The following is a 21,410-nucleotide window of genomic DNA, read 5'->3' on the forward strand; positions in this document are numbered from 1 at the left end:
CAGCCTATCGCCGCGCATCGGCCTCGGCCCGGGCGGCCTCGGCGAGACGGGCCTCGCCCATCCGCTCGTACGCGACGACGAGCGCATCCCATGCAGTGGGGTCGTCGGGCCTCAGCTCCGTGACCCGCACGAGGGCCTCGACGGCGCCGTCCATGTCGCCGGAGACGGCCCGCGCGTCGGCCAGCCAGAGCCAGGTGTCGGAGTTGGTGGGTGCGTGGTCGATGACTGCGTAGAGCGTGCGGACGGCGTCGTCAGCGTGGCCAGCCAGCAGTTGGGCGTTGCCTAGGGTCTGAGCGCACTCAGTCGACCGGGGCAGCCTGTCGCAGGCTGTGCTCAGCGCGGAAAGGGCCGGTGCAGGGTCGGCCTCGCCCTGCTCCGCGAAGCTCACGAGCGCGTAGCCGCCGCGCCTCACGAAGTCGGGATCCCAGGACTTTGACGAGATGGTCGCCACGAGTCGTACGCCCGCGCCCGACTCCGTCGCGGCGAGCCGTTCGATGTCGCCCGCCAGCCGCTCCTCGGAGACCATCGTGAGGACACCGACGACCGCCGCCCACGCGGCGACCACCAGCAGCGCCGTCACCCAGGGCCAGGCTCGCCGCGCACGCGCCGCGAGCGCGCCGCCGAGGCACATCAACAGCGGACCGAGCGCCCACAGGGTCGTGAAGTGGAAGCACAGCGCGACTCCTGCGCCGAGGCTTGCGAGCAGGCAGGCCCGCGCCCAGTCGGAGCGGGCGCGCAGCAGCAGGACGACCACGACGACGACCGCAGCCAGCGCCGCCACCGCACCGAGGATGCCCGTCGAGGCAAGGACCTGGAGGACGACGTTGTGGGGCGAGTCCGGCGGGTTCTCGGGCCCGACCATCCGCGCCCACTGCTCCGTATGGAACGCGCCGATCTCGTCGACGAACCTCGAGGGCCCCGCCCCCGTCATCGGCCGGTCGCCCACGAGCGCAAGCGTCTCGCGCCACATCAGCAGGCGGCCGTCGGCTGTCCGGAAAGCGAGGCCCTCTCCCAGGAGCCGCGACCGCGTGCCCGGCACCGCAAGCACGACGGCGGCCGCAGCGAGCAGCATGCCGCCGGCCCATGCCCCGGTGCGCCACCGTCGAGCAGTCGCCAGCAGGACGACGGCGCCCGCGACGATCGCCACGAGGCCGAACCACCCACCTCGGGACCCGCTCAGGAGAACGACGAACGCGGCGGCACCGGTGCCCGCCCACAGCCAGGCATATCTGTATGTCAGCGCATGCCACAGCAGGACGCCGAACCCGGTCAGCCCGACGACGGCGAGGTCTGACGCGTTGCCGACGGAGGTCGCGACCCGCGCCCCGCCCTGCGCCGTCTCCCACACGACCTGCGTCAGCAGGACGGCCTGGAGCGCGGCGAGCGCGAGCAAAGCCTGCTGCAGCCGCTGCCCGCAGATGACGACGGCGCCGGCGGCGGCTAGGCCGACGTACAGCAGCAGCATCCCGATTCCCTCGTAGCGCGGGAAACGCCCCATCAGAGAGAGCACCGGGGTCGCGCCCAGAAGCGCGGCGGCGACGAACGCCGCGAGCCCCGCTCCAGCGGCGAGCAGAACGCGGTGGTCGAGGAAGCTGCGGGTCCCACGCAGCACGACGGCGGCCGCAACCAGAACCACCGCGGAGACGACGAGGCGGAGCGCTACCCCAGGGTCGGCACCCCACCGGAACTCGGCAAGCGGCAGCAGCAGGATCCCCGCCCAGACCGCGATCGCGGACGCGACCGGAGCGGCTGGGCGGGGATCCCGCGACTCATGCGAAGCTATCGACGCCTCACTTCACCTTGGACGTGGCCTTCGAGGTCGTAGACACCGGCTTGCACCCCGCCTTCGACCCCTTCACCTTCACGCTGATCTTCTTCCCCTTGTCGGACGAGGTCACCGTGTACGAGGACTTCTTCGCGCCCTTGATGCTCTTCCCGTTCCGCAGCCACTGGTAGGTGAACGTCGGCTTCGGAGACCACGTCCCTGCCTTGGCCTTCAGCTTTGAGCCGACCTTCGCCGTCCCCGACACCTTCGGCGTCGCCGACTTCGCGAACGTCTTCAACGAGACCTTGATCTTCCCCGATGCCGCGCTCTTGCCGTCCAGCGCCTGGGCCTCCTGGCCCTTCTTCAGTCCGGTGCGCGCCGGATCGTCGGTCGCCTTCACCGTCCACGTGTACGTGCCCGCCTTCACCGGGACGCCCTTCGTGTCCTTCCCGTCCCAGCCCACCCCGCGGTACGAACCATCGGCCGTGGCGGGCAGCTTCACCGTCGCAACCAGCTTCTTCTTCGCATCCCGGATCTCCAGCTTGCCCTTCAGCAACGGCTTGCTGAAATCGATCTCCGGCGTCCAGGCGTCCCCGGACTTGATCGACGACTTCGCCACGACACCCAGCATCCGCGGCGCGGACTTCCCCCCGAAGTCGAGCGTCTCCACCCGCACCTTGTCCGGCCGTTGCGTCTCCACGGCGTACGCAACACGGTTGTTGGTCGCTGCCTCGACTCTGCCACCGTGCCAGGTCAGCTTGTCGGTCACCGGATTCACGATGGCGTCGTCAAAGGCGAGCAAGCCATCTGTGATCTCCCCTGATGTCGTCGGGATGCCAGCCTTGAGCTGCCTCGCCTTCTTGGCGCCCTTGCCGTCGGTCACATAGTTCCACTCGAAAAGCTCGATCTTGTCGCGCGTCTCGTCGTAGGTGGTGTAGTAGGCGAGGTCGCCCCAGAGCCCAGTCGCTCGAATGCTCTTCACTGACCGCGACGCGATGGTCTTTCCAGACTCCACATCCACCACCCTGAGAGCACGATCGCTTTGGACCAGCGCCCTGGGTCCGAAGACGTCCACGATCTTGTCGGCGGTGCTCAGGAGCGTCTTGCCGTCGGTCCGCTTCACGTACGAACGGTCCACGGCGAAGTCCGTGTAGGTGACGTATGGCCCTGACATCCGCCCCGCGGTTGCGCGGGCGGGAAGGAAGGCCTTCTTGGTGACCTTGGCCCTGTCGAGGAGGGTGTTGCCCACCACTGCGCGCGCCGCCGACGCAGACACATCGCGGCCAGCCGACAGTTGCTTGGGGGCGCCCACCTTCTTGCCATCCGACTGGATCCGAGAGATCGTGCCGCCGGTGCGTGAGACCAGGTAGAGATCAGCGCCACCCAGCGCTATCTTCGCCCAGGTCTTTACCTTCGGCAGCTTCCCGACGTTGCCCTGACGACCCGTCGCGCCCATCCGGAAGATGCTCCCCGAGGCGTCCGCGCAGGCAATCTGCTCATCGGCCCACCCACAGTCGCCCGTGAACGTCCAGGCCGACTTCTTGGTTGCGATGTCGTAGAACCGGTAGGTGGGAACCGCGCCTTGGTCCTGCGGCGTGGTCAGGACTCCCCCACCGAGGAATCCTTCGACGACGAACTTCCCGGTGAGGCATCTGTCCGCGCCCCCGGCCAACGGCCGACGACACACGCGTGCTTCCTCAGTGTCATAGTCGTGTTCGACGTAGGTCACCGCGCCGTCGGCATAGGCCTCGATCCGGAGTTGGTCACCGTCAAAGGTCGCCAACTGGGTGCCTGCACAGGTGTCGAACAGCACGGTCCAGGCGGACGGCTGCGGCTCCCACTCCTCGGCGTACCACGAGACCCGACAGCCATCGACGTAGCCGATACGGACGCTGCCGCCGCGTACTGTGTCCAGCAAACTCCGGGCGCCGTCGGACGCTTGGTACCACACCTCTCGGTCCGAGCCCACCTCCTGGAGGTAGACGACGCCGTTCTCCTGATGGACAACGCGCCAGCTGTCCTCAGGCACCGCTGGCATCTTCTCCGGCTTCGCGCCCTTCTTCAGCTTGACGCGCGCATGTACCGACTCCGTGGTGTAGCCCACGAAGGCGTTCTGGGTGTTCATCGCCACAAAGTCGCGGGTCCACACCGACTCCGGCACGTCGACGTCGAACCAGGACTTTCCATCCTCGGTCGCCATCCAGCCGTAGTCCATGGGGATCAGCGTTCCGTTCGCGCCAAACGGGATCGGCGTCGCCACCGCGGTCCCCACCGGCAGCGGCACGTCGACCTTTGCCTTCACCGCTGCCTCTGCAGGCTGCGCGATCGCACCGCCCAGGGCTAAGGCACCGGCCATCGCGACGGCGGCGATGCGGCGCCCTGCGCGAGCTGCTCCCGTTAACGGCCGCACCGGCATGGGCTCAACAGGTTCGCTCTTCATAGGTCCTCCCCGAGGCGGCCGCTTCTCGGCCGACGACGCGGACTCTCGTCGTCCGCTGGGAGGAACTTAGCGCCTCCAAGGAACCACGAGCACTCGGGGTACTTTAGGACCCGGACACCCACATCCTCCTTGGAGGAGACTAGGGCCCTTACGAAAGCGGAAGGTGGCCTACTGCGCAGCGCCCTGGCACGCCGTCTGCTTCGTTGCACTCGTCGACGGGAGGGTGGACATACTCGTCGAGATACGGGGGTCGTATCTCATCCCGCCTGGCACGTCCTCGCCGGAGGAGGCATTGTTCAGCACGCTCCTAGAACTTGGGCTTGTTCTGGTCGAACATCTTCTGCAGCTCAGGGGGGAGCTGGAAGTCGTCCATCGACTGCGGGATCTGCGGCACGGCCGGCTGCTGCGGCAGGCGCTGCGCGGGGCGCTGGGCCTGCCGCGGCGCGGGCTTCTTGCCCTTTCGCTTGCTCGTCACCGGCTTCTTGGAGCCCGCGCGACGACCCGCACCCATACCGGGCATTCCCGGCATCCCGGGCATCCCGCCGCCGGCCATGGCCTCCATCATCTTCCGAGCCTCGACGAAGCGGTTGACGAGCTTGTTCACCTCGGAGACCTGCACCCCTGCGCCCTTGGCGATGCGGGCGCGGCGGGAGCCGTTGAGGATGGAGACGTCGTCGCGCTCGGCGGGGGTCATCGAGTAGATGATCGCCTCGATCCGGTCGATCTCCTTCTCATCGATCTCGTTGATCGCCTGCTTGAACTGGCCCGCGCCGGGCAGCATGCCGAGTATCTTCGACATCGGCCCCATCTTGCGCAGCTGCTGCATCTGGGAGAGGAAGTCCTGGAGGCCGAACTTGTTCTTGCCCATCAGCTTCTCGGCGGCGGCGCGCGACTGCTCCGCGTCGAAGGTCTTCTCCGCCTGCTCGATGAGCGTCAGGACGTCCCCCATGCCGAGGATGCGCGAGGCCATCCTGTCGGGGTGGAACATGTCGAAGTCGCCAAGGCCTTCGCCGTTGGAGGCGAACATGATCGGCTTGCCGAGGACGCGCGCGATCGAGAGCGCCGCGCCGCCGCGGGCGTCGCCGTCGAGCTTCGTGAGGACGACGCCGTCGACCCCGACGCCCTCGTCAAACGCCTTGGCGGTGTTGACGGCGTCCTGGCCGATCATGGCGTCGACGACGAACAGCGTCTCGTCCGGGCCGACAGCGGCCTTGATGTTCGCAGCCTGCTGCATGAGCTCCTGGTCGACGCCCAGGCGGCCCGCGGTGTCGACGATCACGACGTCGTACAGCTTGTGCTCGGCGTGCTCGATGGCGCGGCGGGCGACGTCGATGGGGTCGCCGACGCCGTTGCCGGGCTCGGGCGCGAAGACGTGAACCCCCGCGCGCTCGCCGACGATCTGCAGCTGGTTGACGGCGTTCGGGCGCTGGAGGTCTGCGGCGACGAGCAGCGGCGTGCGCTTGTTCTCCTTCAGCCATAGGCCGAGCTTGCCCGCGAGCGTCGTCTTGCCCGCGCCTTGGAGGCCGGCGAGCATGATGACTGTCGGGGGCCGCTTCGCGTGCCGGATAGGCCGGGCCTCGCCGCCCAGGATCGAGACGAGCTCCTCATTGACGAACTTGATGATCTGCTGTGACGGGTTCAGGGCCTTCGACAGCTCCGCGTCGAGCGACCGGGTCTTGACGGTGGAGACGAACTCCTTGACGACGCCGAGGTTGACGTCGGCCTCGAGCAGGGCGATGCGGATCTCTCGCATCGTCGCATCGATATCGGCCTCGGTCAGGCGCCCCTTGGAGCGCAGCCCCTTGAACACCGACGAAAGCCGGTCTTGCAGCGTGTCGAACACTTGGGCGTCCCTTCGCAAATGTGCTTGATCGCGCCCAAGGATACTTGAACCGCGCGGGGTGAAAACTGTCTGTCGGGCATGGCAGGGTGTCCGGCATGAGTGAACCGTGGGACCTGGAGCCGCCGCCGGAGTTCGACGAGCTGCCGCCCGACCCCTGGGACGAGCCGCCCGCGGACCTGGCCGAGGCCGTGGCCGCCCCGCGCGCCACCGCGCCGCGCGTGGCCCGCACCGTGCCTCAGCGGGATGTCGTCGAACGCGGCACCCGCGGGTTGCGCGAGGAGGCGCTCCAGGTCCTGCGCGCGTTGACCGGAAACCCGGACGCCGTGTTCCACGACGGGCAGTTCGAGGCGATCGAGGCACTGGTGGCGGAGCATCGCCGCGCGCTTGTTGTGCAGCGCACAGGCTGGGGCAAGTCGGCCGTCTATTTCATCGCCGCGCTGCTCCAGCGCCGGGCAGGCGCTGGCCCTGCACTCATCGTGTCGCCGCTGCTGGCGCTCATGCGGGACCAGGTGGCCGCCGCCGAGCGCGCGGGCGTGCGCGCCGCCGCCATCAACTCCGCCAACGTCACGGAGTGGAACGACATCGAGCGGCTCCTGGACGACGACGCGGTCGACGTCCTGCTCGTCTCCCCCGAACGGCTCGTCAACCCGCGGTTCCGGGCCGAGCAACTCCCCCGCCTGATCGGCACCGCGGGCCTCGTCGTCATCGACGAGGCGCACTGCATCAGCGACTGGGGCCACGACTTCCGGCCGGACTACCGCCGCATCCGCACGCTGATCTCCGAGCTCCCCTCCGACGTCCCCGTTCTCGCGACGACGGCGACCGCGAACGAGCGTGTCGTGCACGACGTCGAGGAGCAGATGGCCGCGGGTGGGCATGAGGTGTTCACGCTGCGCGGGCCGCTGGCGCGGGCGTCGCTACGGCTGGGCGTGCTGGAGATGAAGACCTCGTGGCGCCGTCTGGCTTGGCTGACGCAACACCTGGCGGAGCTGCCAGGCAGCGGCATCGTCTACTGCCTCACCGTCGCCGCAGCGGAGGAGACGGCAGCGCAGCTGGCGAAGGCCGGGCACCGTGTGCTCCCCTACACCGGCCGCACGGACCAGGCGGAGCGGCTCGCTGCCGAGGAGGCGCTGAAGGGCAACGAGGTGAAGGCGTTGATCGCGACGTCGGCGCTCGGGATGGGCTTCGACAAGCCGGACCTCGGTTTCGTCGTCCACTTCGGCTCCCCCAGCTCCCCCGTCGCGTACTACCAGCAGGTCGGCCGCGCCGGCCGCGCCACCCCCAGCGCCGACGTCCTGCTCCTTCCGGGTTCCGAGGACAAGGAGATCTGGCGGTACTTCGCGACCAACGCGATGCCGACGAAGCAGCGGGCGGACGCCGTGCTGTCGGCGTTGGGCGAGGCGCCGGGTCCGCTGTCGATCGGCGCGCTGGAGGCCCGGGTGGATCTCCGCCGCAGCCAGTTGGAGCTGCTGCTGAAGGTGCTCGCCGTCGATGGCGTCGTCGAGTACGGGCAGGGCGGCTGGACGGCGACCGGCCGGGCGTGGACGTTCGACAAGGAGCGCTACGACCGGATCGCCGAGTCGAGAGTCGCCGAGCAGGACGCGATGCTGCGCTATCAGCGCGGCGCCCAGTGCCGGATGGCGTTCCTCACCAGCTCCCTCGACGACCCGGCGAGCGCGCCGTGCGGCCGCTGCGACGTGTGCGCCGGCCCGTGGTACGCCACCGATGTGTCGCTCGACGCCGAGCGCGGCGCCCAGGAGTCGCTGGAGCGCGTGGGTGTCGAGGTCCCGCCGCGGGCGCTCTGGCCGCAGGGACTCGACCGGGTCGGCGTCACCGTCGGGGGCAAGGCGGTCAAGGGCAAGATTCCGGCCGACGAGCAGCTCGCCGAGGGCCGGGTCATCGCGCGACTCACCGACCTCGGCTACGGCACCGCGCTCCGGGAGCTGTTCGCGCCGGACCGCGACGGGCGCCCGATGGATCGGGACCTTCCGGCCTCGTTGGCCTCGGCCTGCCTGCGTGTGTTGAAGGGCTGGGAGTGGGAAGAGCGGCCGGTCGCCGTCGCCTGGGTGCCGAGCGTCTCCCGGCCGGGGCTGGTCGAGTCGCTGGCCACGGGGATCGCCCGGGCCGGCCGGCTGGAGTTGCTCGGCCCGTTGACGCTGCACGCCGACGCCCCGGTGGGGTCGGCCAACAGCGCGTTCCGGGTCCGCGACCTGTGGGGTCGGTTCTCGGTGCCTCCCGTGCTGGCCGCGCGGCTATCGTCGCTCGACGGCCCCGTGCTGCTGGTCGACGACCTGATCGACTCGCGCTGGACGATCACCGTTGCGGGTCGCCTGCTGCGCCGCGCCGGAGCCGACGCGGTGCTCCCGCTGGCCCTCGGATCGGTGGGGTGACTACTCGCCGAGGATGCCCTGGACGAAGCCCTCGGGGTCGAACGGGGCCAGGTCATCGACGCCCTCGCCCAATCCCACGAGCTTGACGGGGACGCCGAGCTCGCGCTGGACCTGGACGACGATGCCGCCCTTGGCGGAGCCATCGAGCTTCGTGAGCACGATGCCGGTGACGTCGACGACCTCGGCGAAGATGCGCGCCTGGGTCATGCCGTTCTGGCCGGTGGTGGCGTCGAGGACGAGCAGCACTTCCGTGACCGGGGCCTTCTTCTCGATGACGCGCTTGACCTTGCCGAGTTCGTCCATCAGGCCGGTCTTGGTGTGCAGGCGGCCGGCGGTGTCGACGAGCACGACGTCGGTGCCATCGGCGACACCCTTCGCGACGGCGTCGAACGCGACCGATGCGGGGTCGGCGCCGTCGACGTCGCTGCGCACGGTCTCGACGCCCACGCGCTCGCCCCACGTGGCGAGCTGCTCGGCGGCGGCGGCGCGGAAGGTGTCGGCCGCGCCCAGCACGACTGACTTGCCGTCGGCGACCAGCACGCGGGCCAGCTTGCCGACGGTCGTGGTCTTGCCCGTGCCATTCACGCCGACGACGAGCACGACGGCCGGGTCGCCGTCGTTCGCCGGGGTCAGGTTCAGGGAGCGGTCGAGGCTGGGGTTCACGAGCCGCAACAGCTCGGCGCGCAGCACCTCGCGGGCCTTCGCGGAGTCGGCGACGCCGTCGACGGCGAGCTGCTTGCGTAGCGCGTCGGTCAGCTCCGTCGCCGGCCCAACGCCGAGGTCGGAGGTGATGAGCGTCGTCTCGAAGTCGTCCCACACGTCCGCGTCGATCTTGTCGACCGACAGGAGGTCCGCGAGCGCCCGGGCGAGCGCGTTGTTGCTGGAAGACAGCCGACGCCGCAGCCGGGCCCAGCGCGACAGCGGCGCCTCGGGCTCGTCCAGCACGGGTGCCGCGGGCTCGACGACGACCGGCTCGGTGATCGGCTCAGGCTCACCTTCGGCCGCGGGAGCTGCCGGCTCCTTTTCCGCGGGTTCGGGCGCCGGCTCCTCAACAGAGGGAGTCAGCTCCGGCTTGGTCTGTGCCTGCAGCTCCCGCTGCCTGCGGCCGTCAACGGCGATGACGACGGCGCCCACGACGAGCGCGATTCCGACGATGGCAATTACGGTCCAGAAGATCCACACGGCGGACATCCTACTGGCGAGGGCTCACGGAGCCCCATTCGCGGTTGGCGTGCGCCCTCAGCGGGCGGAGACGCGTTCGTCGATCCGCTCCTCGAGACGCTCAATGAACCGCGGAACCTGACCACGGCCGTTCATGTGCATCTCTGCCGCCTCCGCGAGCTCATTCAGCTTCTGCCGCTTGAGTGTGACATGCCCCGAGGAAACGGCGACGACGAGAAAAACGGCCACCGCGAGGAGGATGACCAGCAGCACCGCGAAACCGGCGGCAAACGACATGAGAGACCCTTTCGAGGACGGCATTCTTGGGCTCGCAAATGAGTCTGCCACCGTCGTCGACCCAAACCCAATCGACACGCCAGCGTCCACCGCAACAGGTGGCTGGCGAGTGGTTAGTCGGTGTGGAGGCGCTGGCTGACGACGGTGGAGATGCCGTCGCCGCGCATGGTCACGCCGTACAGAGAGTCAGCGATCTCCATGGTGCGCTTCTGATGCGTTATCACCAGTAGCTGGGAGTTGGCGCGGAGTTCTTCGTAGATGCTCAGCAGGCGGCCGAGGTTGGCATCGTCGAGCGCCGCCTCCACCTCGTCGAGAATGTAGAACGGGCTGGGGCGGGCGATGAAAAGACTGACGAGGAACGCGACGGCGACCAGGGAGCGCTCGCCGCCCGAGAGCAGCGAGAGGCGCTTGACCTGCTTGCCTGCGGGGCGCGCCTCGACCTCGACGCCCGTGGTCAGCCAGTCCCCGGGGTCGGTAAGGATGAGGCGGCCCTCGCCGCCGGGGAAGAGGCGACCGAAGACGTCGCCGAAGCTCTTCTCGACATCGCGGTAGGCGGCCTCGAAGACCTCCTGCACGCGCTTGTCGACCTCGGCGACGATGTCCAGCAGGTCTGTGCGCGTCTGCCGAAGGTCCTCCAGCTGCTCGGCGAGGAACTGGTGGCGCGCGGTCATCGCCTCGAACTCCTCGAGCGCCAGGGGGTTGACCCGGCCGAGGATGGCGAGGTTGCGCTCGGCCGCGCGCAGCCGGGACTGTTGGCGGTCGCGGTCGTAGGCGACAGGCTCCGGCGCCTCGTCCTCTTCCGTAAGCGCGGTGCCGTCCGGCCTGGTCAGCACCGGAATGGGTTGATCGGGGCCGTACTCGACGACCAACTGTTCCGGCTCGAGGCCCAGCTCGCTCAGCGCACGGTCGGTCAGCTGCTCGATCCGCATCCGGAACTCGACGCGTACCATCTCGTCGCGGTGCGCACCGCGGACGATCTCGTCGAGCCGTGTCGCCGCGGCCTTCGCCTCGTGCCGGGCGCGCGTCGTGCCCGCCTCTGCCTCTCGGCGAGCCTGGTCGGCGGCATCGCGCTGGGCTGTCGCCCGCTGCCGCGCGAGCTCCACCAGGTCCGCGACCCGCAGCCCCGCCTCGTGGACGGCCCGCGCCACCTCAGCCTCGCGACGCAGCTGCTCCGCCCGCGCCTTAGCCTTCGCCCGCGACTGCCGCTCGTGCTGCGCCGCCCGCTGCAGCGCGTCCGCCCTGCCCGCGATGGCCTTGAGCTGCTCCTCGATGCTGCGCAGTGCGAGGCGCGCGTCCATCTCCGCCTGCCGCGCCCGCCGCGCCTCCGCGGCCTTCTGGTCGCGCTCGCCCGCATCTGGTTCCGCGATGTCGTCCTCCGCCGACGCCGCCTCTAGGCGCGCCGTCAGCTCGGCGAGCTGATCCTCGTCTCTCGCGCGGGCCGCGGTGGCCGCGACCATCGCCTCCTCCAACCGCTCGGCCTCCTTCAGCGCGGTGGCCTGCGCCTGGCGGAACGATCCGAGTTGGTCGGCGACGGCGGCCAGCTTCGCGTCAGAGTCGTGCAGCGCCGCCAGCGCCGCCTCTTCATCGGCCCGTGCCTCGGCCAGCGCGGACGCCGCCCGCTCGGCCTCGAACCGCAACCGCTGCGCCTCGTGGTCCGCCTCGGCGAGCGCGCCCTCCGCCTCCGCGAGCTGCGCGTGCAGCTCCAGCAGCGACGGGGCGGCGGCGGAACCGCCCTCGACCAACCACGCCGACACCCACTCCCCCGCGCGGGTCACTGCGACGACTGAGGGGTCAGCGGCGACGACTGCAGCGGCGGCAGCGGCGTCCTCGACGGCGACGACGCCGTCCAGCAGCCGGTCAAGTGCGTCGGACAGCTCCCGGGGTGCCGTGACCAGCGTCCGGGCCGAGGTGCCCTGCACCGGCCGTGGGCGTGTCGCGGGAGCGCCCGCAACCACCAGAGGGGCGCGTCCCAGGTCGCGCTCGGCCAGGTGACCCGCGGCGGCGACCGCCCCGTCGAGACCGTGGACGACGACGGCCTCGGCCGCGCCGCGCAGCGCCGCATCGATCGCGGCCTCCCAGCCGGCCTCGACGGTGAGCTGGTCGCTCAGCCGGCCGAGGACCTCGACACGTCCGGAGCCCAGCAGCTCGGCCGCGCCGTCCCTGCGCTCACTCATCAGCCGCAGCGCCTCGACGCGCGCACCTAACCCGGCGCGGGCCTTCGCGTTGTCGGCCTCGCGGGCCTTGACGGCGTGGACGGCGGTGTCGGCGGCCTCTACCAGAGCCGCGGCCTTCTCATAGACGGCGTCAAGGTCGGACTCCGAGGCGCCCAGACCGGCAAGCGACGACTCCGTCTCGTGGTAGCGGCGCCCGGCCTGCTCGGCGCGCTCCTCCGCCTCGCCACGGCGGATCTCCAGCCGGGAGACCTCTTCGCCCGACGCCTCAAGGCGGGCCTGCGTGCTCGACACCCGGCCCGCGAGGCGCGCGAGTCCCTCGCGCCGGTCCGCGATGGCGCGCAGCGCGGCGCTGTAGGCCTGCTCGGCGGCGGAATGCTCGTGCTCGGCGCCGCCCCGGCGCAGCGTCGCGTCGGTCAGCGTCCCGTTGGCGGCGTCTGCCTCCGCGCGCAGGGCGTTCTCGCGGGACCGGATCTCGGTAGCCTCGGCCTCGAGCACCTCGGGGTCGCGGCCGCCGACGTCGAGGGTGGGCTGGTTCTCGCCCATCCGCATGCGCTCCGCAGAGATGGAGATGGTGGTGCCGACGCGCTCCCGGAGGCCCGCGAGCGCGTACCACTGCTCCTGGGCGGCGTCGAAGTCCGCGGCAGCGGCCCGGAGCCTGCGCTCGGCCGCCTCCTCACCGGCCTGGGCCTGGGCCACGGCCTGCTCGGCCCGGGCCCGCGCCTCGGCGGCGGCCGCCTCGTCGGCGAGCTCTGCGGCGAGCTGGGCCTGTGCCGTAGCCAGGTCGTCGGCCAGCAGGCGGGCCTTGGCGTCGCGCAGCTCCGCCTGGATGACGGCGGCCTTGCGCGCGGCCTGCGCCTGCCGACCCAGCGGCTTCAACTGGCGCTGCAACTCGGCGACCAGGTCCTGCAGCCGCTCGAGGTTCGCCTTGGTCGCCTCCAGCTTCCGCAGCGCCTTCTCCTTGCGCTTGCGGTGCTTGAGCACGCCGGCGGCCTCCTCAATGAAGCCACGCCGTGACTCCGGCGTCGCCTGCAGGATGGCGTCCAACTGCCCCTGCCCGACGATGACGTGCATCTCGCGTCCGATGCCGGAGTCGCTCAGCAGTTCCTGCACGTCGAGCAGTCGCGCGGTGGCGCCGTTGATGGCGTACTCGCTGCCCCCACTGCGGAACATCGTGCGGGTGATGGTGACCTCGGTGTACTCGATCGGCAGCGCGCCGTCGGAGTTGTCGATGGTCAGCTCGACCTCCGCGCGGCCGAGCGGCGCGCGCTTGGTCGTGCCCGCGAAGATGACGTCCTCCATCTTGCCGCCGCGGAGCGACTTGGCGCCCTGCTCCCCCATCACCCAGCTGAGCGCGTCCACCACGTTGGACTTGCCGGAGCCGTTCGGCCCGACGACGCAGGTGATGCCCGGCTCGAACACCAGCGTCGTGGCCGAGGCGAAGGACTTGAACCCGCGCAGGGTGAGCTTCTTGAGGTACATCGGCTACGAGACCTCCTCCGAGGCCTTGAGGCGATGACTGCGGACGGCTCGGAAGGTCCAGAACTTGTTGAGCAGGAAGCTGACGGGCAGCGTGCACACGATCATGATCAGCTGCGCCCAGTACAGCTTCGTGCGGAACCCGGTGGAGTTGTCGAAGATGTCGCTGGGCAGCTCGATCGGCGAGCGGTCCCACATCAGCGCGGTGAGCAGCACCATCCCGATGCCCTGCGCGGCGAGGCCGACGGTGAGGAACGGCCAATACTCGCGCCACCAGCCCGCGTGCCGGTGCGAGCCGAACGTCCACAGCCGGTTGAACTGGAAGTTGAAGAGGTTGGCGACGAGGAACGCCACCATGCTCATCACGTGGTACCAGCGGATGTTGAACGGGGTGCCGGGGATCGACCACCAGGCACCCTCGCCGTGCGCGGAACCCGACCAGATGATCGGGAACCCGTGACGCTGCACCCAGATGACCGCCATATTGACGAGCACCCCGGAGCCGCCCACGAAGCCGAACTTCACGAACTGCCAGAGCGACCGGCGCTGCCGGGCGGAGAGCCCGCTCACCGCGTCGCCCTCGCGGGGCTCCGCCGGCTGCGTGCGCTCATCGTGGCCGCCTCTCCCTAACATGTCGACTAGCGAAGACCCGACTGTACCGCCGAGAGAAGGCCTCATTCCCGCCGCCGTACACGAATCTGCGTGGGTTCACTCAGCTGTGCGTAATGCACAACTCGTACAGCCTACGCAGATTTGCGTTCGGACCATCTACGATTGGTCATCGTTGGAATGTCATCGAGGCAATCGTCCCCGCCGCCGCCGACGACGACGGCGCCGCGTCCGCGGCCGCGCTGATCGGGTTCGGGCTGGACTCCATCGTCGAGGTGCTAGGACGGCTGCTGCTGCGCAAGCTGCTGAGCCGTGTCGTGCGTTGGATCAGAGATACTGAGCTCATGGACCAGCGCCTGCACTTCCTCACCCTTGCGACCCCCGATCTCGATGCCGCCAAGGCCTTCTATCGCGGCGGCCTGGGCTGGACCGTGTTCCACGACGAGCCGGGCGAGATCGTCTTCTTCCAGATCGCGCCGGGCCTCCTGCTCGGCCTGTTCGACGCCGAGAAGTTCGACCAAGACCTGCAGCGCGAAGGCTCGACCAGCGGAGTCAGCGGAGTGACCCTCGCCCACAATGTGCCCGATCGCGAGAGTGTCGTCGCCACGCTCACCGCATTCGAAGCTGCGGGTGGAACGATCCTCAAGCCCGCTCAGGACGGCGCCTTCGGAGGCGTCTTCCATGGCCACGCCGCCGATCCGAACGGCGTCATCTGGGAGATCGCGCACAACCCGGGATGGCGCATCGACGACGACGGCGCCGTGGTCTTCAGCTAGCCACCACCCCGACTATCGCCGACGACGTATCCACCGCATCGTAGAGAGGCGGAGCCACTGACGATCTCCCGGAGTGCAGGAAGCGCGAGAGGGCGCATCTATGTCCGGCCCCGTTCATCAACCGGACGCGAGCGGTAGTCCCACCACGCAGCCCGCATGTCCTCGCGGCTACCGCCGGGGTTCGCCTCGTACCACGCCCGAGTGACGCGGTTGTACTCGAACTGGCGATCGATGCCGCGTTGCGCCCTGCCCCGCGTCGCGTGCCAGTGGTCGAGGGCGTCCTGCAACGTCCTCGTGCCATCGGACTCCGCAAAAAATGCCCTCATCTCGGCGTCGAAGTGGAATCCCTCGCCCGCTTGCTCGATCATCCACGCCCGCACGACGTGACTGCACCGCTGACCCTGCGGAATCACCGTGTCTGGCGAGAGGATGCCGGTGAGTTGGTGCGCGCCGCCGCGCTTCGCGGTCGCGGGTTCGACGAACTCGCGCCCGTCGAGTCTCGCAGCGATCCGGGCCGCCAACAGGTCTTTGCCGCCAGAGACCCGGATGCCAAGGACCCGAGCGAACCCCGCCAGTTCTTCCCTCAACCAGTACCAACGCTGGAACTCCTCGGCAGAAATGCTGGGGTCGAGAGCGGGACGAGCATCGCCGACGAACGACGGGCCAGTGCCGGTCACTGCCGCGCCAACGCTTGGCGCAAGACAGCTGCGGTCTGCCTCGAGTAGCCCACCAGCACACATCGCTCGACCCTGGTAGGCGTGGCGCGCAGTGTCTCCACCGCGGCACCTGCTGCGTCCTCCAGCGGCCAGCCGTAGGCGCCGGCGGAGACCAGCGGAAACGCGATCGATGTCGCGCCCAGGTCGTCGGCCACCGCCAGTGCGTGGGCGTAACAGGATTCCAGCTGGCGGCGGTCGCCCCGTCCGTGGATCGGTCCGACGACGTGGATCACCCAACGCGCCGGCAGGTCTCCGGCGGTGGTCCAGCCCGCCTGCCCGGTTGGAAGGCCGCCGGGAAACCGACGAATGCAGTCGGCCAGGATCGCCGGGCCACCCGCGGCGTGGATTGCCCCGTCCACACCACCGCCGCCACGCATCCCAGAGTTCGCCGCGTTCACCACTGCGTCCACCTGCTGCCGGGTGATGTCACCCTGGATAACCTCAATGTCCATAGATTCCAGTCTGCCCGGCTCGGAGCCTCAGAGACACAGGTCCGTACCAACCCGCGTCCAGTGGGAGCTGACCTGATCAGGGCCCCGGGACCGCATGCTGTGGAGTACCGCGACCGGGGTTCAGGTCAGGTCCGCCAACCGTCGCCGCGACATCGCCCAGACGCACAGCGCACACAGCGTGACCGCGAGGGATCCGGCGGTGATCGCGGTCCAGCCCCCGGCCGACCACAGCGGTCCCGCCAGGAATGATCCGAGCGCGCCACCGAGGAAGTTGAACACCACGACGGCGGTGTTGAGCCTGCTGCGCTCGCTCGCGGACAAGGCGAACATCCGAGTCTGACCGAGAATGAGGTTTCCCTGAACGGCAATGTCGAGGACGATCACGACGACGATGAGGCCGACGATCGACGTTTGGAACGCCCACGCCCCGACGAGCGAGAGCGCGAGCAGCGCAAGGGCGATCCCCGTGGCTGGGACCGACCACCCGCGATCGTGCATGACGCCGGCTCTGCGTCCGGCGACGGCGCCGACGAGCCCGGCGAGCCCCATGAGGCCGATCTGGGTGGTCGAGTAGCCGAACGGCTCAGCGGTGAGCAGGAAGGTGAGCGCGGTCCAGAACAGGGAGAACACCGCGAAGTTCGCGCCGGTGATCAGCAGCGTGACCGGAGCGGCAGGATGCCGCGCCACCGCGGTGAACACCGATCCGAGCAACTGCACATACGGGATGGACCGGCGGGCGGGCAGTCGCGGAATCAGGACGGCGAGCACGACCGCGAGCGGGAGCGCGAGGACGGCGACGAGAACGTAGACCCTCCGCCACCCCCATAGGTCGGCCACCACGCCGCTGACGGTGCGCGAGAGCAGGATGCCGATCAGCACCCCGGACGCCACCGTGCCAACGGTCCGGCCGCGCTTCTCGGGATCGGCGAGTTCGCTCGCCAGCGGAGTGAGTATCTGGGCCGCGACCGCGGTCAGTCCCACAGCGCCGAGAGCGGCGAGCAGCGCCCCGTATGTCGGCGCCAGCGCGGCACCGAGAAGGGAGAAAGCCGAGAGGGTGAGAACCACGGGGATGAGCCTGCGCCGGTCGACCACGTCGCCGAGCGGCACGAGGAGAAAGATGCCGGCGGCGTAACCGATCTGCGTCACGGTCACGAGAGCGGCCGCCCCAGTCGGGTCGACGCCGAGGGAGGCGGCGATGGTCTCGATCAGCGGCTGCGCCAGGTAGAGGCTGCCGACCGCGACGCCGCCGGCGACGGCGAACAGCAACGTCAGCGGCGCGCTCATGCCCGGGGGTTGGCCCCCGGACGCGGGTGAGTCAGCAGACATGCGGATTCCTCTCATGGCTTGGTCGGCAAGCGCGTCTCGACGCGACGCCGCCCAGTCAACGCGGGAACAGGCGAGGGAGGGAGAGCCCCGCTTATCCATGGGCTTCGCAGGCCCTCCCTTAGCGCCTGGAGAGCGACCTACGATGAGCGGCATGGGTATCAGGGACGAGGTTCGCGGCTTCCTCGCGTCTCGTCGCGCCCGGATATCCCCCGAACAGGCCGGCATCGCCGTGTCCCACGGCGTCCGCAAGCGCCGCGTACCCGGGCTGCGCCGCGAAGAGGTCGCCATGCTCGCAGGCGTCAGCGTCGACTACTACGTGCGCCTTGAGCGCGGCACGCTGACCGGGGTCTCGGACCACGTGCTCGACGCGGTCGCGAGAGCCCTGCAACTGGACGCCGCCGAGCACGCGCACCTTCGCGACCTCGTCCGCGCGGGAAGCATGAACAGCGCAGAACGGACACGCACCGTGACCTCCCGGGTTCGACCCGCACTCCAGCAGACGCTGGACGCGATCGCCACCCCGGCCTGGATCCGCAACGGCCGGTCGGACTTCCTCGCCGCCAACCATCTGGGCCGGGCCCTGTTCTCACCGATGCTGGAGACCATCGTCGGCACGCCGAACACGGCCCGGTTCGTGTTCCTCGACCAGCAAGCGCAGGACTTCTACGGGGACTGGGGAGCGATCGCCGCGGAGATGGTGGCCGTGCTGCGCGCCGAGGCCGGCAGGCGACCTCACGACAAGAAGCTCACCGACCTCGTCGGCGAGCTCGCCACCCGCAGCGACTACTTCCGCGCCCGCTGGGCCGCACACGACGTCCGCGAGTTCCGGGGCGGCCTCAAGACCCTTCACCACCCGGGCGTCGGCGCGCTGGAGCTGAGCTGGGAGTCGCTGCGCCTGCCGGCCGACGAGGGACTGACCATGTCCATCTACAGTGCCGAGCCTGGGTCGAAAACCGCTGAACGGCTCCAACTCCTCGGCAGCTGGGCCAGCACGCTCAGCGCCGCCGCTGGCAGCGGGGACAGAAGAAGGAACTGCGGTTCATGAACGGACGGCGGACGATCGCGGTGCCGCACCGGCGGCACGGCTCACCCTCCTGGCCGTAGGCGTCGAGTGAGCGGTCGAAGTGGCCCGACTCGCCGTTGACGTTGACGTACAGCGCGTCAAACGAGGTGCCGCCCTGGGCCAAGGCCTCGGCCATGACGTCGGTCGCGGTCCTGATCAGGGACACCGCCTGACGCGGGCCGAGTTCGTCGGAGGGGGTCTCGAAGTGGATCTTTGAGCGCCACAGCGTCTCGTCCGCGTAAATGTTGCCGATCCCGCTCACCAACCGTTGGTCGAGCAGCGCGCGCTTCACCGCGGTGCGCCGCGTCCGAAGCCGACGACCGACGTCCGCCGCCTCGAACGCGGGATCGAACGGGTCGAGCGCCACGTGACCGACAGGGCAGGCGCCCTGCCCCGGGCGCCAGTCCAGGCCGCCGAACATGCGCTGGTCGACGAAACGCAGCTCGGCTCCGTCGTCGAGGAGGAAGAGTGCGCGCGTGTGGGGCGGCAGCGGATCCCCGGGCGCGTTGATCCGGAACTGTCCGCTCATGCCCAGGTGGACGACCAGCGCGTCGTCGCCCAGCTCCAACCAGAGGTACTTGCCCCGACGGCGGACATGGTCGACGGTGCGGCCGGCGAGATCTCGGGCGAAGCCGTCGGGTCCGACGGCGTGGGTGCGGACCGGTCGCGGGTGCAGCACCCGGACGGCCTCGATGGTCCTGCCCTTCGCGTGGGTCTCGAGGCCGCGGCGCACGACCTCGACCTCGGGCAGCTCAGGCACCGCTGAGGTCCGCGACCGCGATCCTGGCGGCGATCTGCTCGGCGCGCTTCTTGCTCGGCGCCACGCCGGTGCCGCGAGGGCCGCCGTCGACGATGACGACAGCGGTGAACTCGCGCTGATGGTCAGGGCCGCGTCCGGTCACGTCGTAGCGCGGGGCGGGCCAGCCGTGTGCGGCGCAGAGCTCCTGCAGGACGGTCTTGTAGTCGGCGAAGTCGCCCGCCGCCGCAGAGGCGGCGATGAGCTCGTCGAACGTGCGGTGAATGAAGCGCGCGGAGGCATCCGGACCGGCCGAGATGTGGATGGCGCCGATGACGGCCTCCATGGTGTCGGCCAGGATCGAGGTCTTGCTTACGCCGTCGGTGCCGATCTCCCCCTTACCCAGCAGGAGGTGCTGGCCGAGCTCGAGGGAGCGCGCCACGTCCGCCAGTGCTACCGCGCTGACGACGCTGGCGCGCAGCTTCGCCAACTGCCCCTCCGCGAGCTCCGGGTAGGTACGGAAGATGTGTTCCGTCACCACGATCTGGAGCACCGCGTCGCCCAGGAACTCGAGACGCTCGTTGGAGACGTAGCCGGGATTCTCGTACGCGAAGCTGCGGTGAGTGAAAGACAACTCAAGGAGCTGGGCGTCGACCTCGACACCCAGCTCCTTCAGACGATTGATGAGCCTGCTCACCCGCGAGGCTCGCGGGGACGAACTCAGGCCTCGAGGACCTGGCGGCGCGCGCCGCGCGGACCGTACTGGCCGCAGCTCGGGCAGGCGGTGTGCTGCAGGTGCGGCTCACGGCAGGCGGGGTTGGCGCACACGACGGTGGGAACGACGGTCGTCTTCCACTGCGCACGGCGCGAACGGGTGTTGCTGCGCGACATCTTCCGCTTCGGAACGGCCACGATCTTCTCCTTATGTCTTGACTCAAGACTGTCTGTCAGTTGTTGGTGTCACCGGCCAGGCCGGAGAGCTTCGACCACCGGGGATCGACCTTCTCGCCGTGCCCATGCTCCGGGTCGAGGTTGCGGTTGAACCCGCAGTCCGGGCACAGGCCCAGACAATCTTCCTCGCACAGGGGCGTGAACGGCAACTCGAGCACCACGGCGTCCCGCAGGGCGTCCTCGATGTCGATCGCGTCGTCGACGACGACGCTCTCCTCCTCATCCACCTCGTTGCCGGGGTAGAAGTAGAGCTCCTGCAGGTCGAAGGACCCTTCGTCTTCGATGTCGTCCAGGCACCGGGCACACTGTCCGCGCAGCTGCACGAACGCCGTTCCCGAGGCCAGGACGCCCTCGGAGACCGACTGGAGAGTCAGATCGAGCTCCACGTCAGAGTCCTGCGGCACCCCGATCACTCCGATATCCAGGTCGGCCGGCGCCGGAATCGTCGTGGTGACCCGCTTGATAGCCCCGACCCGTCGTCCCAGCTCCTGCACCTCGAGCACGAGGGGCGAGCGGTGATCGGGGTGGTGCTGCACGGGTGACACGTCGGATTCCCTTCGCTAACCGTCCATGAACCTCGTCATGACCGACCGCCAACTCTACCTCAGCCCCCGACACGGGGCCAAAACGGCGGGCCACCCGTCGGGCGGCCAAACGAGCATGGTGCGAAGGAAGCTACCCCGTGTCCGCCGCGCGCTTGGCGTCGAGCGCCCACCGCACGTTCTCGGGCACATACGCGGAGATGTCGCCGCCGAGGCGGAACACCTGCCTGATGATCGTCGATGACAGCGACACGTGCTCCCTCGCCGCAGGCAGAAGGACGGTCTCGACGCCGCCCATGTCGGCGTTCATGTGCGCCTGCTGAAGCTCGAAGTCGAAGTCGGCACCGAAGCGCTGGCCCTTCACCACGGTCGTGATGCCGCGGTCGCGGCAGAAGTCGACCAGCAGCCCATCCAGCCCCTCGACGGTGATGCCGTCGAGGTCGGCCGTCGCCCCGCGGACGAGGCCCACCCGCTCGTCGAACGAGAAGAGGTAGTTCTTCGTCGAGTTGTTGCCGATCGCGACGACGACCTCACCGAACAGCGCGTGCGCGCGCCGCACGATGTCAAGATGGCCGACGGTGATCGGGTCGAAAGAGCCGGGGACAAGCACCCTCATGTCGCGCTCCTCTGCGGTAGGTATGACGCAGGGGCGCCGACCCGAAGGTCGACGCCCCTCTCGTCAGGCGGTGTGCC

The 21,410-nt window shown here is 69.6% G+C and carries 18 protein-coding genes; 3 read left to right on the forward strand and 15 right to left on the reverse strand.

Translation table 11 applies throughout. The features are described 5' to 3' along the window. Positions 1-4: 4 nt before the first annotated feature. The 3 genes from IPJ61_RS10950 to ffh all read right to left on the reverse strand — a co-directional run bounded on the left by IPJ61_RS10950 (position 5) and on the right by ffh (position 6,048). Entirely contained in the window at positions 5-1,636 is a 1,632-nt protein-coding gene (locus IPJ61_RS10950) for an O-antigen ligase family protein (protein ID WP_297106954.1), read from the reverse strand. A gap of 154 nt (positions 1,637-1,790) precedes the next feature. Next, positions 1,791-4,205 (reverse strand): FlgD immunoglobulin-like domain containing protein, encoded by a 2,415-nt coding sequence (locus IPJ61_RS10955; protein ID WP_297106958.1) that lies wholly within the window; start codon positions 4,203-4,205, stop codon positions 1,791-1,793. Positions 4,206-4,512: 307 nt separating this feature from the next. Then, positions 4,513-6,048: a signal recognition particle protein gene (ffh, locus tag IPJ61_RS10960; RefSeq protein ID WP_297106961.1), complete on the reverse strand. Its 1,536-nt coding sequence runs from the start codon at positions 6,046-6,048 to the stop codon at positions 4,513-4,515. Positions 6,049-6,143: 95 nt separating this feature from the next. Between ffh and IPJ61_RS10965 the strand changes: the two genes are divergently transcribed. Continuing rightward, positions 6,144-8,438, forward strand: coding sequence for a RecQ family ATP-dependent DNA helicase (locus IPJ61_RS10965; protein ID WP_297106963.1), 2,295 nt, complete (start codon positions 6,144-6,146; stop codon positions 8,436-8,438). Here IPJ61_RS10965 and ftsY read toward each other — a convergent pair whose 3' ends face one another. The 4 genes from ftsY to IPJ61_RS10985 all read right to left on the reverse strand — a co-directional run bounded on the left by ftsY (position 8,439) and on the right by IPJ61_RS10985 (position 14,179). Next, positions 8,439-9,629 (reverse strand): signal recognition particle-docking protein FtsY, encoded by a 1,191-nt coding sequence (ftsY, locus tag IPJ61_RS10970; protein ID WP_297106966.1) that lies wholly within the window; start codon positions 9,627-9,629, stop codon positions 8,439-8,441. A gap of 48 nt (positions 9,630-9,677) precedes the next feature. Beyond that, positions 9,678-9,896, reverse strand: coding sequence for a hypothetical protein (locus IPJ61_RS10975; RefSeq protein WP_297106969.1), 219 nt, complete (start codon positions 9,894-9,896; stop codon positions 9,678-9,680). A 113-nt stretch (positions 9,897-10,009) separates the two neighbouring features. Beyond that, complete coding sequence (smc, locus tag IPJ61_RS10980; protein ID WP_297106972.1) at positions 10,010-13,549, reverse strand: chromosome segregation protein SMC; 3,540 nt, start codon at positions 13,547-13,549, stop codon at positions 10,010-10,012. A 3-nt stretch (positions 13,550-13,552) separates the two neighbouring features. Beyond that, positions 13,553-14,179: a GtrA family protein gene (locus IPJ61_RS10985; RefSeq protein ID WP_297106976.1), complete on the reverse strand. Its 627-nt coding sequence runs from the start codon at positions 14,177-14,179 to the stop codon at positions 13,553-13,555. Between the two features lie 92 nt (positions 14,180-14,271). Here IPJ61_RS10985 and IPJ61_RS10990 point away from each other — a divergent pair, with 92 nt between their 5' ends. Next, positions 14,272-14,931 (forward strand): VOC family protein, encoded by a 660-nt coding sequence (locus IPJ61_RS10990; protein ID WP_297106979.1) that lies wholly within the window; start codon positions 14,272-14,274, stop codon positions 14,929-14,931. Positions 14,932-15,029: 98 nt separating this feature from the next. Here IPJ61_RS10990 and IPJ61_RS10995 read toward each other — a convergent pair whose 3' ends face one another. The 3 genes from IPJ61_RS10995 to IPJ61_RS11005 all read right to left on the reverse strand — a co-directional run bounded on the left by IPJ61_RS10995 (position 15,030) and on the right by IPJ61_RS11005 (position 17,425). Next, positions 15,030-15,608: a DUF6434 domain-containing protein gene (locus IPJ61_RS10995; RefSeq protein WP_297106982.1), complete on the reverse strand. Its 579-nt coding sequence runs from the start codon at positions 15,606-15,608 to the stop codon at positions 15,030-15,032. Further along, entirely contained in the window at positions 15,605-16,099 is a 495-nt protein-coding gene (locus IPJ61_RS11000; RefSeq protein WP_297106985.1) for an O-acetyl-ADP-ribose deacetylase, read from the reverse strand. Before IPJ61_RS11000 ends, IPJ61_RS10995 begins: the two co-directional genes overlap by 4 nt. Positions 16,100-16,219: 120 nt before the next feature. After that, positions 16,220-17,425 (reverse strand): MFS transporter, encoded by a 1,206-nt coding sequence (locus tag IPJ61_RS11005; protein ID WP_297106987.1) that lies wholly within the window; start codon positions 17,423-17,425, stop codon positions 16,220-16,222. 151 nt (positions 17,426-17,576) lie between these two features. On the opposite strand from IPJ61_RS11005, the gene IPJ61_RS11010 reads away from it, so the two are divergent. Next, entirely contained in the window at positions 17,577-18,470 is an 894-nt protein-coding gene (locus tag IPJ61_RS11010; protein ID WP_297106990.1) for a helix-turn-helix domain-containing protein, read from the forward strand. Here IPJ61_RS11010 and mutM read toward each other — a convergent pair. From mutM to coaD, 5 genes are all read right to left on the reverse strand, one after another. Further along, positions 18,421-19,248 carry a bifunctional DNA-formamidopyrimidine glycosylase/DNA-(apurinic or apyrimidinic site) lyase gene (mutM, locus tag IPJ61_RS11015; protein ID WP_297106994.1) on the reverse strand — a complete coding sequence of 276 codons (828 nt, stop codon included), beginning with the start codon at positions 19,246-19,248 and terminating at the stop codon, positions 18,421-18,423. The two genes, IPJ61_RS11010 and mutM, sit on opposite strands and share 50 nt — an antisense overlap. Next, positions 19,241-19,921 (reverse strand): ribonuclease III, encoded by a 681-nt coding sequence (rnc, locus tag IPJ61_RS11020; RefSeq protein ID WP_297106997.1) that lies wholly within the window; start codon positions 19,919-19,921, stop codon positions 19,241-19,243. The genes mutM and rnc overlap by 8 nt, the downstream gene beginning before the upstream one ends. Positions 19,922-19,944: 23 nt before the next feature. Beyond that, complete coding sequence (rpmF, locus tag IPJ61_RS11025) at positions 19,945-20,136, reverse strand: 50S ribosomal protein L32 (RefSeq protein ID WP_219083756.1); 192 nt, start codon at positions 20,134-20,136, stop codon at positions 19,945-19,947. Positions 20,137-20,171: 35 nt separating this feature from the next. Further along, positions 20,172-20,720, reverse strand: coding sequence for a YceD family protein (locus IPJ61_RS11030; RefSeq protein ID WP_297107006.1), 549 nt, complete (start codon positions 20,718-20,720; stop codon positions 20,172-20,174). A 130-nt stretch (positions 20,721-20,850) separates the two neighbouring features. Then, positions 20,851-21,333, reverse strand: coding sequence for a pantetheine-phosphate adenylyltransferase (coaD, locus tag IPJ61_RS11035; RefSeq protein WP_297107009.1), 483 nt, complete (start codon positions 21,331-21,333; stop codon positions 20,851-20,853). Positions 21,334-21,410: the final 77 nt, after the last annotated feature.

The sequence above is a fragment of the Tessaracoccus sp. genome, from assembly GCF_016714275.1.
Taxonomy (GTDB): Bacteria; Actinomycetota; Actinomycetes; order Propionibacteriales; family Propionibacteriaceae; genus Arachnia.

Excerpts from the sequence above, each read along its gene's own strand:
- IPJ61_RS10955 (WP_297106958.1), bottom strand. The coding sequence starts at position 4,205 with ATGAAGAGCGAACCTGTTGAGCCCATGCCGGTGCGGCCGTTAACGGGA.
- IPJ61_RS10965 (WP_297106963.1), top strand. The coding sequence starts at position 6,144 with ATGAGTGAACCGTGGGACCTGGAGCCGCCGCCGGAGTTCGACGAGCTG.
- ftsY (WP_297106966.1), bottom strand. The coding sequence starts at position 9,629 with ATGTCCGCCGTGTGGATCTTCTGGACCGTAATTGCCATCGTCGGAATC.
- IPJ61_RS10975 (WP_297106969.1), bottom strand. The coding sequence starts at position 9,896 with ATGTCGTTTGCCGCCGGTTTCGCGGTGCTGCTGGTCATCCTCCTCGCG.
- smc (WP_297106972.1), bottom strand. The coding sequence starts at position 13,549 with ATGTACCTCAAGAAGCTCACCCTGCGCGGGTTCAAGTCCTTCGCCTCG.
- IPJ61_RS10985 (WP_297106976.1), bottom strand. The coding sequence starts at position 14,179 with ATGTTAGGGAGAGGCGGCCACGATGAGCGCACGCAGCCGGCGGAGCCC.
- IPJ61_RS10990 (WP_297106979.1), top strand. The coding sequence starts at position 14,272 with ATGCACAACTCGTACAGCCTACGCAGATTTGCGTTCGGACCATCTACG.
- IPJ61_RS11000 (WP_297106985.1), bottom strand. The coding sequence starts at position 16,099 with ATGGACATTGAGGTTATCCAGGGTGACATCACCCGGCAGCAGGTGGAC.
- IPJ61_RS11005 (WP_297106987.1), bottom strand. The coding sequence starts at position 17,425 with ATGTCTGCTGACTCACCCGCGTCCGGGGGCCAACCCCCGGGCATGAGC.
- IPJ61_RS11010 (WP_297106990.1), top strand. The coding sequence starts at position 17,577 with ATGGGTATCAGGGACGAGGTTCGCGGCTTCCTCGCGTCTCGTCGCGCC.
- coaD (WP_297107009.1), bottom strand. The coding sequence starts at position 21,333 with ATGAGGGTGCTTGTCCCCGGCTCTTTCGACCCGATCACCGTCGGCCAT.